Below are 14,686 nucleotides of genomic sequence, written 5' to 3'. Positions count from 1 at the left end.
TTACACAGGCCTTGCCATGACCTCAGCGTCCCCCTCAGCACCCATCGCCTCATCCGACGAGGTACTGCAATTCTGGTTGGGCAGCACCCGCCCCAGCAACGGCGAGGCCTTGCAGCACAAGCAGCAATGGTTCAGCAAGTCCGATGCATTCGATGCGCGCATTCGCGAACGCTTTGGCACGACCGTGCAGGCGGCGTTGAGCGGCGAGCTGCCTGGCTGGACCGATGGCGTCTGGGACACGCTGGCCCGCATCCTCTTGCTCGACCAGTTCACGCGCAATATCTACCGGGGCACGCCGCAATCCTTTGCCGGGGATCCGCAGGCGCTGCAGCTGGCCCTGGGCTTGTGCGACAGCGGCCTGGACCAGCAACTGCCGGCAGTGGTGCGGGTATTTGTTTATCTGCCACTCGAGCATGCCGAGGATGCGGTATTGCAGCAGCGCAGCGTGGATCTGTTCACCCGATTGCGGGACAGCCACCCCGAACCTGCCGAGCTGCAGACCTACCTGCAGGGCACCTGGGACTATGCGCTGCGCCACCAGGACGTCATCGCCCGGTTTGGGCGTTTTCCACACCGCAATGCGGTCCTGGGCCGCAGCAGCACCGCCCAGGAGCAGGCCTATCTGGCCCAGCCCGGCGCCGGCTTCTGAACTTTTTGCGCAAGCACTGTAGACCTTGTCTCACAGACGCGGACGGTGTGGGCGCGTACCTTGTCAGGGTAGTGTTCAATAACAGCCACCCCCAAAGGAAGCCGCGATGCTAGACAAAACCCGCACCCCGCTGGCGCTTGATACCAAGCGTCTCGACGCCGCCAAGAACAGCCTGGAAGAAGGCGCCGTGCTGCCGGATGACACGCCTTTCCGCGAGGACATCATTCGCCTGCTCAACGATTCTCTCGCCACCGAGCTGGTCTGCGTGCTGCGCTACAAGCGCCACCACTTCACCGCCACCGGTCTGGAATCGCCTGCGATTGCAGAGGAGTTTCTGGTGCATGCGCAAGAAGAGCAGGCCCATGCCGACCGCATTGCCACGCGTATCGTGCAACTGGGCGGCGAGCCGGACTTCAATCCTGACAGCCTGAGCGGCCGCAGCCATGCCGACTACAACGACGACATGGACCTGCATTCGATGATCCGCTCCAACCTGGTGGCCGAGCGCGTCGCCATTGAGGCCTACACCCAGATGGTCGATCTGATCGGCGACAAGGACCACACCACGCGCCGCCTGATCGAGCAGATCCTTGAGCAGGAACAGGAACATGCCGATGAGCTGTCCGACTGGATGAAAAAGGCCCAATAAGGACCACCACCCGAGCCGCAACCGAGTTGCGGTTTTTTTATGCGATGGAAAACGACAGGGATGACCGATACCGAAGCAACACGCAAGAATGCCAAGCACCTGCTCTACCTGATGGTCAATGAGGAACTGCTGCGCGCAGGCGATGGTCTGGACGCGGAGTCATTGGGCAACGTGCTGGAACGCCATGGCGTCGGCGCCGCCGAGCAGCAACCTGCACTGGACTATGCCTGTGAGCAAGGCTGGTTGCAGAAAGGCGAGGACGGCCAGCTGCAGATCACCGAAACCGGTTTTGCATTGGATTGAAAGCCGTGAGCGCAGCCCAGCAAACCGCAGGTTTGCGGTTGAAGCTGGGCGTCCCCAATGAGGCGCCCCTACTAGGCGTCCCCGACTAGGCGTCCCCGACCAGGCACCGAGCCGCAGACCGTACGGGCGTACGACAAGGTGAGGTGCGGCCGGCCAGGCAACCACGTGCCGAGGCTGGTGGTCGCGGCGCGAGACGTAAAAAGACCACTGCCGGCGAACCGGCAGTGGCTACCAAGAGCACGGCCCAGACACAATGGGACAAGGTCTGGCCGGGCTACGCACTAAATGCGTTTCTGTTGTGTGGCGGGCGATGCCCGCTGTCATCCTTCTCCAGGCCTCAGCTTCTACAGAGAGCCTGGAATCTGACCGCTCTGCCAGCATCTGCCTGGCAGAGCGATTTTTTCACTTATTCGCCGAAGGACTCGCCTTCAGGCAAGGTGCCAGCAACCAGGGCGTCATGGGCTTGCTGTTGCACCTGGGCGCGGCTCAGGGTGGAGGGGGCGCTTTCCGCACGGAAGGTGTTCATGCGGTCACCGATCACGGCCATCGAGCCATTGCGCTGGGCTTCGGTTACCTTGGCCTGCACTTCGGCGCGGGTCAGGGTGCTTTGGGCGGCAGGGTAGGCGGGGTAGTCCGAGCCATTGCCCACAGGGGCAGTTGTGGCGGCGCTGGCAGCACCGGCAAACACCAGGCCAGCGGCCATCATCAAAGCGGACATATTGTGTGCAAACATGGTTTCTCTCCACGGACCCGCGCTGCTGGCAAATCGCTGATTTGCGCTGTGGGAGCGGCGGCGTCCAAAAAATAGGTTGTTGATTCGGAATTCGGGGGTTGGATGCGAGAGCGGCCTGCGGCCCACTCTCAGCGCGGTTGCCTGGGCTTATTCGCCGAAGCTTTCGCCTTCAGGCAAGGTGCCGGCAACGCGGGCGTCGTGGGCGGCTTTCACCACTTCGGCGCGGGACAGGTTGCTGCTGCCCTTTTCAAAGGCATTGGCCTGCAGCTGGTCACCCTTGAACAGCAAGGTGCCGTTCTTTTGGGCTTCGACGAACTGTGCTTGCACATCGGCGCGGCTCACGGCGCTGGTGGCAGCCACGGGGGGCGCAATCGAGCGGTCACCTTCAAAGGGGTTGGCCTGGGCAACACCGGCACCCAACATCAGAGCAGCTACACCGGCGATCGAGAAAATACGTGCGTTCATTTTTAACTCCTGGAGAACTCCAGCGACTCACCATGAGGGGCTGGTTCGCTCAACGGGTGGTGCGGTGCACCTTGTGTGGTTCTCGTTGATCGATGTAGTCAGTGTATGCAGTGGGCCGCCGCCGATAAATAGCCTAAATCGGAATAGATTGTTCTGAAATACGATCTAATTTTTTTGGCGCTGTGTAATCGCCCCTAGCGGCTGGAGTGTGCCGTCTCCATGCCGGAGAGCCGCTCACGTAGGAGGATTCCGGCAGATATGGGATTTTGCGGGGCGGGAGAACCCAACGGCAAACCCTGTCAGGGTTGACCCGAGATGCTGGCTGCCATAGCAACCAGATTAGCTTGTTTTATACGACAGTGACAGCGCTGTCACAGCCCGTTTTTGCAGGCGCTGGAGCTGCTGGTGGGCCGCGCTGTGCCAGTCGGGCGGCAGCTGGTGCTTGGCCTGCAGGTAGTGGTGGGTGTAGATGTCCAGGTAGGTTTCCAGGGTCTGCGCTGCCCGCTGGTCGCCGGCGAGATCCAGGCACAGAGCAGCGACCTCGGCGGTGCAGAAATGGTCGTCGCGGCGCGAGCGCCGCAGCTGGTAGCGCGAGATCTGCTCGGGGTGCAGGCTGAGCACCGGAAGGCGGTCCAGGTAGGGGCTCTTGCGGAACATCTTGCGCGCCTCGGGCCAGGTGGCGTCCAGCAGGATGAACAGCGGCCTGCGATCCGTGCCCTGCTGCGCGGAGGGCGCCAGTTGCTGCACGGCGCGGCCGGGCTCATGCACAAACTCCTGCGGAAAGACGACATAGGGCTGCCATTGCGGATCGGCCAGCACGGCCTCCAGCCCGGCATCCATCTCCGTGCGCGACCAGCCAAAGGCCCAGGTCTGCGCCACCACGTCGGCGATCAGCCAGCCGGTGTTGCTGGGCTTGAGCGGCTCGGCATCGTGCATCAGCAGGCACATGCCTGCCGTTGTGGCCTGCGTGGGCCGCAGCGCGCAAAGGCAGTGGCTCGGGCGCAGGCGGCAGCCTTCGCAGCGCTCGCCCTTGGGGCCGCCCCGCGCCAGAAAAGGGCGGGTGCTGCGCTGCAGCCGTTCGGCGCGCAGGCGTGAGACGGCATGGGGGACAACGGCGCCAGCGGTGCTGGCAGCGGCAGAAGATGGGGAAGAAGACACGGGCGCTATTGTCGTCGCCCTGCCCAACCCAGCAGCGCAGCGGGTTTAGCGCTGCCCTTGGCGCGGCTCAGTGCTGCAGTGCTTCGAGCGCGAACAGCGGCACATCGGCGCGTTGGCTCAGCCAGACGCCGCCGCCCAGCTCGGTAAAGCCCTGGGCCAGACCGCGGCGGTAGAGCTCGGCGCGGTGGCGGTACAGGCGCGGGTCGGTCAGCTCGTCGTCGATGATGTCGCGCTCATAGTCTTCGCGGGCAACGGCTTCCACATAGAGCGCGCCCCGGCTCAGCCGCGCCAGATTCGCCAGCGCCAGCTTCAGGTCGGCGGGGCTCAGATACGGCAGCACGCCTTGGCAGATCACCAGGTCAAAGGGCTGGCCATCGGCCGGCGCATAGTCCACGACCGAGCCCCGCTCCCAGCCGTAGCGCTGGCACAGGTAGTCGCTGTACTCCACGCCGTGGTAGCTGGCCTGCGGAAAATGCTGCGCAATCGCATCGCGCCACAGGCCGATGCCGCAGCCGACATCCAGCACACGCTGCACCGGCACGCGCACATACTGCAGATAGCTGCAGACAAAGGCGCCCAGGCGCGCGGCATGGGCAGGGTCGACCACGCTGGTTTTCTTGTCGAAATAAAAGCGCTGGTAGTACGCCTCGTCAAACCATTGCCTGTCCGCTGATTGCACGCATGTCCTTTATCGATGCCATGCAGCACCACGCTGCATTGCGCAGGCAGTATCGCGCAGATGCTGCGCACCGGTGAGGCGCTGCGGTATTGCGGCGGGCCGTTTCAGCGCGGGATGACGGACAGGTTCTCCGGCACGAGCTGCTCCTGGCTGCCTGCCGGGCAGGGGCCGTCGGTGTAGATGGTCTGGCCGTTCAGCTGGCATTTGCGCGGCACGGCAGCGGGGTGTGTGTGGCCGGTGCCGCCGTCGGGTGCCGCACGCCGTGCCTGGCCGCGTTGCAGCGCTTCGTCGCTGGGGGGTGGAGGGGCCGAGGCCTTGCGCCACAGGGCGCTGGCGGCCTGCTCGGCGTCGCCAATGATCGCCGGGCCACGCCAAGCGTATAGCGCAGCAGCGCAGGCAGCCACCAGGGCCAGCCAGATCAGCCGGCGGTAGGCAGGGCGCAGGTACATGGCGGTGGTAAAGGGCGTTGGGGCATTCCAGGCACTGTATCAGCCTCCTTGGTAGAAGCGCACATCCAGGTACAGCAGCAGGAAAGCCAGCAGGCTGATGCCCCTGTTCAGGCGCCGGGCCAGCGGCAGGTAGGCCGCGCTGAAATACCACTGCCGGTGCGCGGGCAGGTGGCGCAGGATGTAGAGCAGCTCCATCTCCTGCATATTGCTGAAATGCGGATGGCTGTCCTTCTTGAGCTTCTGGATGATGGAGGCATCGCAGAGCATCACCACCGACAGCACGGTAGCGATGAGGACCGCGCCGAGCAACCACTGCTGCCAGGGCTGCGCATGCGGGCCATTCAAGCCGAGGCTGAACCAGTGGCTCAGCATCAGCACCGCAAGCACTGCAAACAAGCGGTAGAAGATGGCCCGCCAATGCGCAGGGCTGGGCTCGGCCGGTTGGCCTTGGCGGCGCGCCTCGCGGTCAATGATGCGGGCGAGCAGCCAGGCCATGCCATGAAAGCTGGCCTCCAGCAGCAGGTAGATGCCCAAGGCCAGCGCGAGCAACTGCAGCGGCTCGCCCTTGGCCATGCTCAGCACGTCTGGCAGGTCCGGCGGGCGGTGCGGTGGTGCTGCATCCCGGCGCTCAGCTCACATGCTTGCCAACAATGCCGGCGATCTCGAACATGCTGATCTGGTCCTTGCCAAACAGCGGCTGCAGCTTGGCGTCGGCGTTGATCGCGCGCTTGTCCTTGGCATCCTGCAGACCGTGGGCCTTGATGTAGTCCCACAGCTTTTTGATGACCTCGGGGCGCGAGGTGGCCTCGCTGCCGATCACCGCTGCCAGTGCGGGGCTGGGGGTCAGCGTCGCGGCGACCTTGCGGGGCGTTTTGGCGGCGGTCTTGGTGGCCGACTTGGTAGCGGTTTTGGCCGCCGTCTTCGTGGCCTTGGCAGCGGTCTTGCTTGCGGTCTTCGTGGCAGTCTTGGCCGCCGTCTTGGCGGCCGCGCCCTTGCGCGGCGGGAACTTGCTGTCGCGCGGCTCGAACTCGAAGTTCACCTTGCCGGCCTCCTTGTCCCAGGCCAGGAAGGCCTTGAAGCTGCGGCGCGTGCGGTTGGAGACGAACTTGTCGAGCAGGTCGGTCTTGCCGGTCGCCAGCAGCTTGGCCATCTGGTCGCGCTCGATGGGCTGCTGCAGGATGATCTGGCCGCTCTTGAAGTCGCAACTGGGTGTGGGCTGCTGGGCCGTGGGCACGGCTTTGCTGCAGACATAGTTGGCGCCGTGCTCGAACACCGGAGCGCCGCATTTGGGGCAGGCGCCCAGAGTGTTCTGGCTGCCAAAGTCCACCAGCTCGCCCGATTCCTCATCGGACTTGTTGTCTTCGAACAGGAACTCGAACTTGAAGTTGTTGTTGTCCTCGTCGCGCACGATGGCCACTTCGGCAGCAAACGGCCAGCCGGCCTTGGAGCGGAAGCCGTCGAGCGGGCCCAGCTTGCGGTCGCGCAGCAGCTGGTCGGCCTCGGCGGTCTCGAAGGTGCGGCCCGCAGGCGATTTGGTGAACGAGAAGCCGCAGCCCTCGCCATTGCCGCCCACGCCGGTGCAGGCATAGCGGCGGTAGTTTTCCTTGACGACGCCGCCGCAGTTCGGGCAGGGCGCGGACAAGGTGGCGTAGTCGCCCGGAATGGTGTCGCGGTCGTATTCCTTGGCCTTCTTCACCAGGCGTTCGGTCATCGACTGGATCTCGGCCATGAAGGCTTCGCGCGAGAGCTGGCCCTTTTCCATCTGTGCGAGCTTGTACTCCCACTCGCCAGTCAGGTCGGCGCGCGAGAGCTCTTCCACCTGCAGACCGCGCAGCAAGGTCATCAGCTGGAAGGCCTTGGCCGTGGGGATCAACTCGCGGCCTTCGCGCAGCATGTATTTCTCGGTCAGCAGGCCTTCAATGATGGCTGCGCGCGTCGCAGGCGTGCCCAGGCCTTTTTCCTGCATGGCTTCGCGCAGTTCGTCGTCGTCGATCTGCTTGCCGGCGCTCTCCATCGCGCCCAGCAGGGTCGCTTCCGAGTAGCGGGCGGGCGGCTTGGTCTTGAGGCCCTTGGGGTCGACCGGGTCGGCCACCGGCTTCTCGCCAGGCTGCACCGGCACCAGGTTCTGGCCCTTGTCGCCTTCCTTGGCGTCTTCCACTTCGTGGGCCGCTTCCTTGCCGTAGATGGCCAGCCAGCCGGGCTTGACCAGCACCTTGCCTTCGGTCTTGAAGTGGTGCTCATCGACTTGACTAATACGGGTGGTGACCTGGTACTCGGCGCTGGGGAAGAACACCGCCATGAAGCGGCGCACCACCAAGGTGTAGAGCTTGTGCTCGGCCTCGCTCAGCGCGCCGGGCGCCTGCGTGGTCGGGATGATGGCAAAGTGGTCCGACACCTTGCTGTTGTCGAAGATGCGCTTGTTCGCGCGGATGTAGTTGGCGCCAATGGCCTGCTGCGCAAACGGCGCGAGCTGCTGCATGCTGCTGTGGGCCAGCATCTCGAAGGTCTGGCGGGCGACCGGCAGGTAGTCTTCGGGCAGCGCGCGCGAATCGGTACGCGGGTAGGTCAGCGCCTTGTGGCGTTCGTACAGCGCCTGGGCCAGTGCCAACGTGGTCTTGGCCGAGAAGCCGAACTTGCTGTTGGCCTCACGCTGCAAGCTGGTCAGGTCAAACAGCAGCGGCGATGCCTGGGTGGTGGGCTTGGACTCTTCGGTCACCGTGGCGGGCTTGCGGCGCACGGCATCTGCAATGGCTTGGGCCTCTTGCTGGGTCCAGACGCGGTCGGCCTTGGCCTCGGCGTCGTCGCTCTTCTTCCAGCCCGGGTTGAACCACTTGGCCGGGTAGGCGCCCGCCTGGGCGTTGAACTCGGCGTGGATTTCCCAGTAGTTGCGGCTGACGAACTTGCGGATCTTTTCCTCGCGCTCGACCACCAGCGACAACGTGGGCGTCTGCACGCGGCCCACGGTAGTCAGGAAGAAACCACCATCGCGCGAGTTGAACGCGGTCATCGCCCGCGTGCCGTTGATGCCGACGAGCCAGTCTGCTTCGGAGCGGCTGCGGGCGGCATCGGCCAGGCCCAGCATCTGGTTGTCCGAACGCAGCTTGTTGAAGCCGTCGCGGATGGCTTGCGGCGTCATCGACTGCAACCACAGGCGCTGGATCGGCTTGCCCAGGCCACCCTTGGCACCGCCGGCATATTGCTCGATCAGGCGGAAGATCAGTTCACCTTCGCGGCCCGCGTCACAGGCGTTGATCAGCGCCGTGACATCCTTGCGCTTGGCCAGCTTGACGACGGCATTCAGGCGCGTCTTGGTCTTGTCGACCGGCTTGAGTTCAAAGTAGGGCGGGATGACCGGCAGATGGGCAAAGCTCCATTTGCCGCGTTTGACATCGAATTCTTCGGGGGCCTGGATCTCCACAAGGTGACCCACCGCGCTCGTCACGATGAAGTTCTCGGCTTCAAAGTAGTCGTCGTGTTTGGCAAATTGGCCTGCCACCGGCGTCAGTGCACGGACGATGTCCTGTGCAACGGACGGCTTTTCTGCAATGACCAGGGTCTTGGACATGGGTTCACTCTCATCAAACTGGGGTCTGCCAGCACTGTGGGTTGCTGGCTCTCTGAGCACGCTCTTACAATGCACGCTTTACGCGCATGTGCGCGGGCGCCTGCATGTGTACGTGTGCGCACATGCGCATGTGCTTATTTTTAAAGTAGCAGAAAAAATCCCATGCCGAACCATGTTCCCCATTTTTCAACAGGTCGTCGTATCCAGGTACGGCGTTCGGGCGTGCACGGCAGGGGCGTTTTTGCGTTGCAGGATATCGCAGAAGGCGAAGTCATTGTCGAATATGCGGGCAAGGTCATCAGCTACGAAGAAAGCCAGCGCCGCCACCCGCACGACCCGGACCACCCCAACCACACCTTCTTTTTCCAGATCGATGGCGACCGCGTCATCGACGGCGGTGATGGCGGCAACTCGGCCCGCTGGATCAACCACAGCTGCGCCCCCAACTGCTTTGCCGAAGAAGTGGATGACCGCATCTTCATCAGCGCGCTGCGCAATATCAACGCCGGCGAGGAACTGGGTTATGACTATGGCCTGATCATCGAAGAGCGCTACACCGCCCAGCTCAAGGCCGACTACGCCTGTCACTGCGGCGCGGCCGAATGCCGGGGCACAATGCTGGCGCCCAAGCGCGGCTGGAAGCCCAAGGTGCCTGCATCGGATTTGCCCGAGCCGGTGCTGCCCAAAAAGCGCAAGGCCAAGGCGGCCGCCGATGGCGCAAAGCCCGCCAAGCCTGCCAAAGCGGAAAAGCCCAAGGCCAAGGCAGCAGACAAGGCACTGAGCAAAGCCAAGGACAAGAAAAAGAGCGGCCAGAAAGCCAAGACCGGCAACAAGACCAAGGGCCAGAAGACGGCCAAGGCGGGCGCATGAGCGACACACCGAACATGCCCATCCGCTGGCCGGCCGAAGCCATCTGGGAAGCGGTCGAGCCGCAGTTGCCGGGCTTCACGATCGAGGTGCTGCCCAGTATCGACTCGACCAACACCGAGCTGATGCGCCGCGCCCGTGCGGGCCGCCAGGAGCCCATCTTGCTGGTGGCCGAGCAGCAGACCGCAGGCCGTGGCCGCATGGGCAAGCCCTGGCGCAGCGAGGCCGGTGATTCGCTGCTGATGTCGCTGGGCCTGCCGCTGGCGCCGGCCGACTGGTCGGGCCTGTCGCTGGCTGTTGGCGTGTCGGTGGCGCAAAGCCTGCAGCCGCAGCTGCCCGAGCCCGGCTCCAGCACGCCTACCATCGGCCTCAAGTGGCCCAACGACCTGTGGCTGACCGGCGACCACAAGCTGGCCGGCATCCTGGTCGAGACCGCGAGCTTTGTTTCGGCCCGCACGCATGCGGGCGATGGCCAGCAGCAGGCCGAGCGCTATGTAGTGATTGGCATCGGCATCAATGTGCGGGCGCCGCAGGCCGAAGGCCTGTCGACCATCCCGGGCAGCCTGCAGATGCTCGACAGCCGCTGGGACGCGCCGCAGGCGCTGCAGGCCGTGGTGCCGCCGCTGGTCGCTGCGATCCTGGCTTTTGCGCAGCAGGGCTTTGCGCCGCTGCAGGCGGCCTATGCGGAGCGCGATGCGCTGGCTTGCCGCGAGGTCGGCCTGAGTGACGGTACGGCCGGCCTGGCCATGGGTGTAGGCGCCGATGGCGCGTTGCGCGTGCAGACCGCTGCGGGTGTGGTGGATGTGACCAGCTCGGAAGTCAGCGTGCGGCCCAAGGCCGGCGCGGCCTGAGTGCGCTGCAGGACCAGAGAATGAAGAGACAGGAGCGGAGATGATTCGTTTTGCCATCGTGCTGCTGCTGCTGGCCAACGCCGGCTACTACGCGTTCTCGCAAGGCATGCTGCGCAGCCTGGGCTGGGGCCCGGAGGACCCGTCCGAGCCGGAGCGGGTGCAGCAGCAGGTCAAGCCCGATGCGCTGCGCATTCTGACCCCGCAAGAGGCCCAGCAGGCCCAGCAGCAGCCGGCGCGTACCGTGCCTGCCGAGCCCGCCCCGGCACCGGTGGCGGAGCCGGCTGCCCCGGCCGCTGCCGAGCAGCCCGCAGACCCTGCCGACAAAACCTCCGCCGATGCGGACAAGCTGGCTGCCAAACCAGCGGACAAGCCCCAGGACAAGCCAGCCGAAAAGCCGACTGAAAAGCCGGAAAAACTGGAGAAGGCGGAAAAACCGGAGAAAAAGGAATGCCTGGTCGCCGGCAGCTTTGATGCCAAGCAGGTCGAGGCGCTGCGCCTGCAACTGGCCAAGCTGCCCGAAGGCAGCTGGCGCCTGGACAGCAGCACCAGCGCGGGCCGCTGGATGGTCTATGTGGGCAAGTTCAGCAGCCAGGAGGCGCTGGATACGCGGCGCGACGAGCTGCGCGCGCTCGATATCAGCACGGACCGCGCCCGCATTGCCAGCCTGGAGCCAGGCATCTCGCTGGGGCGCTTTTCCAGCGAGGAGGCGGCCGAGCGCCATTTGGCCACTATCGGCAAAAAAGGCGTGAGCGGCGCCAAGGTGGTGGTCGAGCGCCCCGAGACCGTCAGCTACACCGTGCGCCTGCCCAAGCTCGATGCGGCGACCAAGAAGCGTGTGCAAAGCTGGCATGTGATGGACGGCAAGGACCTGCGCAGCTGCTCCTAGACCTGGGGCTGCGGGGCCCGTGTGGTCGGAAAGCAGACGCTGAACACCACGCCGCGCTGGGCCTGGCGCGGGTGGGCATCTTCCAGCCCCACGGTGGCGCCATGCTGGCGCGCAATTTCCTGCACGATGGGCAGGCCCAGCCCCGAGCCATCGACCTCGCTGCCCAGCACGCGGTAGAAGGGCTGAAAAATACGTTCGCGCTCTTCTTCGGGAATGCCGGGGCCGGAGTTTTCCACCTGCAGCACGATCACATGGCCAAAGGGGTCGGCCATCAGCCGCACATTGATGATGCCCGGCGCGCCGGCGCTGGAGGGCGTGTAGTTGATGGCATTGTCCAGCAGGTTGCGCACCAGCTCGCCCAGCAAGGTGGCATTGCCGTTGACCCATACCTCGCGGTCATCCACCTGCATGCCGTCGTAGCCCATGTCGATGTGCTTGGCCAGCGCCCGGTCGATGCCGTCATGCATGGCATCGAGCACGATCTCGGCCAGGTTGCAGGGCGTGCGCTGCAGCAGCGCGCTGGGGCCTTCGGCGCGCGCCAGTGACAGCAGCTGGTTGACGGTGTGGGTGGCGCGCATGCTCGAGCGCCCGATCTGCTGCAAAGACAGCTTGAGGTCGTCCTCCTTGGCATCGGCGCGCTGGGCCATCTCGGCCTGCATGCGCAGGCCGGCCAGCGGTGTCTTGAGCTGGTGCGCGGCATCGGCGAGAAAGCGCTTTTGCGTCGCCAGCGAGTGGTTGAGGCGCTCCAGCAGGCCATTGACCGAGTCGACCAGCGGCACCACTTCCAGTGGCACATCCTTGTGGTGGATGGGCGAGAGGTCTTCGGACTTGCGCGCGCGGATGCGCTCTTCCAACAGGTGCAGCGGCTTGATGCCGCGTGCCAGCGCCAGCCATACGAGCAGCACCGCCAGCGGCAGGATGACGAACTGCGGCAGCATCACGCCCTTGATGATTTCGGTGGCCAGCACGCTGCGTTTCTCGCGCGTCTCTGCGACCTGGATCAGCGCCAGATTCGGCTCGGGCAGCGACAGCTGCACCCAGATCCAGGCGATGCGCACATCCATGCCGCGCAACTCGCCATCGCGTAACTGCACGACGCCGATGCTGCGCTCGAGGTCCTTGGCAGGCATCGGCAGCGCCGATTCACCGGCGAGAAACATGCCCGCCGGCGTCGTGACCTGGTAGTAAACCGTGTCGGCATCGTCGGCCCGCAGGATCTCGCTGGCTGGCTGGGGCAGGTTGAAATAGGTCTTGCCGCCCTGCACGCCGACGAGCTGCGCCAGTGCATGGGCGTTGTATTCCAGCGCGCGGTCGAAAGGCTTGTTGGCCAGGTCCTGGGCCACCAGCCAGGTCAATGCCAGCGATACCGGCCACAAAAGCAGCAGCGGCGTGAGCATCCAGTCAAGGATCTCACCGAATAAAGATCGCTGCTCGCTGCGAAACAGGGCCAAGGCTGTCCTTGCGTGATGGGGGCCGGGGGCGGCCATCGCCCCGCAGTCGCCCGGTGGTGGATGCTCAGTGTGCTGCGGGCGGGTGGATTTTTTCCAGGCAGTAACCCAGGCCGCGCACCGTGGCTATGCGGATGGGGCCCTTCTCTATCTTCTTGCGCAGGCGGTGGATATAGACCTCGATCGCATTGGTGCTGACCTCTTCGCCCCATTCGCAGAGGCGCTCGACCAGCTGGTCCTTGCTGACCAGGCGGCCCGAGCGCTGCAGCAGCACTTCCAGCAGGCCCAGCTCGCGCGCCGACAACTCCAGCATGCGGCCGTCGAAGGTGGCCACCCGCCCGGCCTGGTCGTAGGCCAGCGGGCCGTGCTGGATCAGGCTGGTGCTCATGCCCACGCCCCGGCGCGTGAGGGCACGCACCCGCGCTTCCAGCTCGGACAGCGCAAACGGCTTGGCCATGTAGTCGTCGGCGCCCAGATCCAGGCCTTGGACCCGGTCGTCCACACTTTCGGCGGCGGTGAGGATCAGCACGGGAATGGCCGAACCCCGGGCGCGCAGCTTTTTCAGCACCTCCAGACCATGCATGCGGGGCAGGCCCAGGTCGAGGATCAGCAGGTCAAACGCATTGTTGGCCATCAGCGCCGCATCGGCTTCGGTGCCGCTGGCGACATGGTCGACCACGGCGCCGGAGTTGCGGAGACTGCGCAGCAGGCCATCGGCCAGCACCTGGTCGTCTTCGGCAATCAGTATTCGCATGCGGTCTCCTATCGCTGTTGTAGTGGTGATACGTGCTGTGCCAATGATTCTAGGACAGGCCATGACCCTGATGGCGGCACTGGGATAGATCACTGCCAGAAGGCGCCAGCGCGGGGGCATGCCGCTGGTGAGCGCCGTCATTTTTGTTGCAGAGACGTAAAACACCCGCAGACGTCACCAAAGTGCCGCATCGCTCACGTAGGATAACGCCTCGTCTTGACGGCGTCGCAAGGGCAGCAGGCCCGTGGCTGGGGGCGGCGTTTGGCAACCCATCGTGATGAAAGCAGGTTCAACAGTGCGCAAAGGATCGCAGTCTTCGGTACGGCAACGCCGCTGGGTGGTGGTGGCGGCCCTGGTCGTGCTGACGGCGCTGTACCTGCAATGGCACCACATCGTCGCGATGCCCGGCCATGCCCATGCCTGGCAATCGCCACCCCCGTCGGCGCCGGCGGCCCACTTGCCGCACTACCTGGCCAGCATCGATGCCAAGGCGGTCAGCGGCATTGCCGACAACCTCTCGGGCCTGACCTACAACCCGGAAACCAAGACCTTGTTTGCGGTGACCAACCGGCCGCCCCAGATTGCCGAGCTGACGACCGATGGCGCGCTGCTGCGCCTGGCCTCGCTGCACGGCGCCAGGGATACCGAAGGCATCGCCCATATCCAGGGAGACTGGTTCGCGATTGCCGATGAGCGCAACAACCGCATCCACTGGGTGCAGTTTGGCAAGGGCGTGACGGAGGTCTCGCTGGACAACAGCCCCTATGTGCAGCTGGGCGATATCGCCATCAAGAATTTTGCACTGGAAGGCCTGGGCTGGGATGCTAAGCGCCAGCAACTGGTGGCGGTGACCGAGAAATGGCCGATGCAGGTGCTGATGATGGAGGCGCCGCTGTCCAGGCTCAAGCCGGGCCCGGTCGATCTGAAGGTCAGCGTCTGGGACGTGCCGGCCGTGGAGGACATGCCCAGCACCGACCTGGCTGCCGTCGAGGTCGACCCGCGCAGCGGCAACCTGTTGCTGCTCGGGGAAGAGTCTTCGGTGCTCTACGAATACAGCCGTGCCGGTGACCTGCTCAGCGTGATGCCGCTGTGGGCCGATATGGCCGGGCTGGCCAACCGCATCCCGCAGCCCGAGGGGCTGGCCATGGACAACGGCGGCAATATCTACATCGTCTCCGAGCCCAACCTGTTCTACAAGTTCGAGCGCAAGCGCGGCTGAATGCTGCACAT

General features: G+C 64.8%; 16 protein-coding genes. 7 read left to right on the top strand and 9 right to left on the bottom strand.

The window, feature by feature from the left end; translation table 11 throughout:
* Positions 1-16 precede the first annotated feature (16 nt).
* The 3 genes from MJ205_RS18905 to MJ205_RS18895 all read left to right on the top strand — a co-directional run bounded on the left by MJ205_RS18905 (position 17) and on the right by MJ205_RS18895 (position 1,601).
* Positions 17-649, top strand: a complete 633-nt coding sequence (locus MJ205_RS18905) for a DUF924 family protein (RefSeq protein WP_239809866.1) — start codon at positions 17-19, stop codon at positions 647-649.
* A 106-nt stretch (positions 650-755) separates the two neighbouring features.
* Positions 756-1,298 (top strand): ferritin-like domain-containing protein, encoded by a 543-nt coding sequence (locus MJ205_RS18900; protein WP_239809865.1) that lies wholly within the window; start codon positions 756-758, stop codon positions 1,296-1,298.
* A gap of 60 nt (positions 1,299-1,358) precedes the next feature.
* On the top strand, positions 1,359-1,601 hold the full coding sequence (locus MJ205_RS18895; protein WP_239809864.1) for a hypothetical protein: 243 nt from the start codon (positions 1,359-1,361) through the stop codon (positions 1,599-1,601).
* Positions 1,602-2,007: 406 nt separating this feature from the next.
* Here the strand turns inward: MJ205_RS18895 and MJ205_RS18890 are convergent, their stop codons facing one another.
* The 7 genes from MJ205_RS18890 to MJ205_RS18860 all read right to left on the bottom strand — a co-directional run bounded on the left by MJ205_RS18890 (position 2,008) and on the right by MJ205_RS18860 (position 8,650).
* Positions 2,008-2,334: a DUF4148 domain-containing protein gene (locus MJ205_RS18890; RefSeq protein ID WP_239809863.1), complete on the bottom strand. Its 327-nt coding sequence runs from the start codon at positions 2,332-2,334 to the stop codon at positions 2,008-2,010.
* Between the two features lie 147 nt (positions 2,335-2,481).
* On the bottom strand, positions 2,482-2,799 hold the full coding sequence (locus MJ205_RS18885) for a DUF4148 domain-containing protein (RefSeq protein WP_239809862.1): 318 nt from the start codon (positions 2,797-2,799) through the stop codon (positions 2,482-2,484).
* Positions 2,800-3,138: 339 nt separating this feature from the next.
* The gene (locus tag MJ205_RS18880) at positions 3,139-3,957 is read right to left on the bottom strand and encodes a tRNA-uridine aminocarboxypropyltransferase (protein WP_239809861.1); all 819 of its coding nucleotides are present in this window, start codon (positions 3,955-3,957) and stop codon (positions 3,139-3,141) included.
* A 67-nt stretch (positions 3,958-4,024) separates the two neighbouring features.
* On the bottom strand, positions 4,025-4,636 hold the full coding sequence (locus MJ205_RS18875) for a class I SAM-dependent methyltransferase (protein ID WP_239809860.1): 612 nt from the start codon (positions 4,634-4,636) through the stop codon (positions 4,025-4,027).
* Between the two features lie 104 nt (positions 4,637-4,740).
* Positions 4,741-5,085: a hypothetical protein gene (locus MJ205_RS18870; RefSeq protein WP_239809859.1), complete on the bottom strand. Its 345-nt coding sequence runs from the start codon at positions 5,083-5,085 to the stop codon at positions 4,741-4,743.
* Positions 5,086-5,124: 39 nt separating this feature from the next.
* Positions 5,125-5,667 (bottom strand): hypothetical protein, encoded by a 543-nt coding sequence (locus MJ205_RS18865; protein WP_239809858.1) that lies wholly within the window; start codon positions 5,665-5,667, stop codon positions 5,125-5,127.
* A 46-nt stretch (positions 5,668-5,713) separates the two neighbouring features.
* Positions 5,714-8,650 (bottom strand): DNA topoisomerase III, encoded by a 2,937-nt coding sequence (locus MJ205_RS18860; protein ID WP_239809857.1) that lies wholly within the window; start codon positions 8,648-8,650, stop codon positions 5,714-5,716.
* A 162-nt stretch (positions 8,651-8,812) separates the two neighbouring features.
* Here MJ205_RS18860 and MJ205_RS18855 point away from each other — a divergent pair, with 162 nt between their 5' ends.
* The 3 genes from MJ205_RS18855 to MJ205_RS18845 are packed head-to-tail and all read left to right on the top strand — an operon-like array spanning position 8,813 to position 11,254.
* Positions 8,813-9,520 carry an SET domain-containing protein gene (locus MJ205_RS18855; protein WP_239809856.1) on the top strand — a complete coding sequence of 236 codons (708 nt, stop codon included), beginning with the start codon at positions 8,813-8,815 and terminating at the stop codon, positions 9,518-9,520.
* Positions 9,517-10,368 carry a biotin--[acetyl-CoA-carboxylase] ligase gene (locus MJ205_RS18850; protein ID WP_239809855.1) on the top strand — a complete coding sequence of 284 codons (852 nt, stop codon included), beginning with the start codon at positions 9,517-9,519 and terminating at the stop codon, positions 10,366-10,368. Before MJ205_RS18855 ends, MJ205_RS18850 begins: the two co-directional genes overlap by 4 nt.
* A 40-nt stretch (positions 10,369-10,408) precedes the next feature.
* Complete coding sequence (locus MJ205_RS18845; RefSeq protein WP_239809854.1) at positions 10,409-11,254, top strand: SPOR domain-containing protein; 846 nt, start codon at positions 10,409-10,411, stop codon at positions 11,252-11,254.
* On the opposite strand, the gene MJ205_RS18840 is transcribed toward MJ205_RS18845, so the two are convergent.
* Both MJ205_RS18840 and MJ205_RS18835 read right to left on the bottom strand, forming a co-directional pair.
* Positions 11,251-12,705 (bottom strand): sensor histidine kinase, encoded by a 1,455-nt coding sequence (locus MJ205_RS18840; protein ID WP_239809853.1) that lies wholly within the window; start codon positions 12,703-12,705, stop codon positions 11,251-11,253. The genes MJ205_RS18845 and MJ205_RS18840 overlap by 4 nt on opposite strands.
* A gap of 64 nt (positions 12,706-12,769) precedes the next feature.
* Positions 12,770-13,456 (bottom strand): response regulator, encoded by a 687-nt coding sequence (locus MJ205_RS18835; protein WP_239809852.1) that lies wholly within the window; start codon positions 13,454-13,456, stop codon positions 12,770-12,772.
* Between the two features lie 295 nt (positions 13,457-13,751).
* Between MJ205_RS18835 and MJ205_RS18830 the strand changes: the two genes are divergently transcribed.
* Entirely contained in the window at positions 13,752-14,675 is a 924-nt protein-coding gene (locus MJ205_RS18830) for an SdiA-regulated domain-containing protein (RefSeq protein ID WP_239809851.1), read from the top strand.
* Positions 14,676-14,686: the final 11 nt, after the last annotated feature.

Source organism: Comamonas sp. B21-038, assembly GCF_022387135.1.
Taxonomy (GTDB): domain Bacteria; phylum Pseudomonadota; class Gammaproteobacteria; order Burkholderiales; family Burkholderiaceae_C; genus Comamonas; species Comamonas sediminis.
The sequence above is the reverse complement of the archived record's forward strand: the minus strand, read 5'-3'. Positions and strand labels throughout refer to the sequence as shown.

Bases quoted from the DNA above. Each gene is read 5' to 3' on its own strand.
- MJ205_RS18900 (WP_239809865.1), top strand. From the start codon at position 756: ATGCTAGACAAAACCCGCACCCCGCTGGCGCTTGATACCAAGCGTCTC.
- MJ205_RS18860 (WP_239809857.1), bottom strand. From the start codon at position 8,650: ATGTCCAAGACCCTGGTCATTGCAGAAAAGCCGTCCGTTGCACAGGAC.
- MJ205_RS18885 (WP_239809862.1), bottom strand. From the start codon at position 2,799: ATGAACGCACGTATTTTCTCGATCGCCGGTGTAGCTGCTCTGATGTTG.
- MJ205_RS18845 (WP_239809854.1), top strand. From the start codon at position 10,409: ATGATTCGTTTTGCCATCGTGCTGCTGCTGCTGGCCAACGCCGGCTAC.
- MJ205_RS18905 (WP_239809866.1), top strand. From the start codon at position 17: ATGACCTCAGCGTCCCCCTCAGCACCCATCGCCTCATCCGACGAGGTA.
- MJ205_RS18850 (WP_239809855.1), top strand. From the start codon at position 9,517: ATGAGCGACACACCGAACATGCCCATCCGCTGGCCGGCCGAAGCCATC.
- MJ205_RS18870 (WP_239809859.1), bottom strand. From the start codon at position 5,085: ATGTACCTGCGCCCTGCCTACCGCCGGCTGATCTGGCTGGCCCTGGTG.
- MJ205_RS18835 (WP_239809852.1), bottom strand. From the start codon at position 13,456: ATGCGAATACTGATTGCCGAAGACGACCAGGTGCTGGCCGATGGCCTG.
- MJ205_RS18890 (WP_239809863.1), bottom strand. From the start codon at position 2,334: ATGTTTGCACACAATATGTCCGCTTTGATGATGGCCGCTGGCCTGGTG.
- MJ205_RS18895 (WP_239809864.1), top strand. From the start codon at position 1,359: ATGACCGATACCGAAGCAACACGCAAGAATGCCAAGCACCTGCTCTAC.
- MJ205_RS18855 (WP_239809856.1), top strand. From the start codon at position 8,813: ATGCCGAACCATGTTCCCCATTTTTCAACAGGTCGTCGTATCCAGGTA.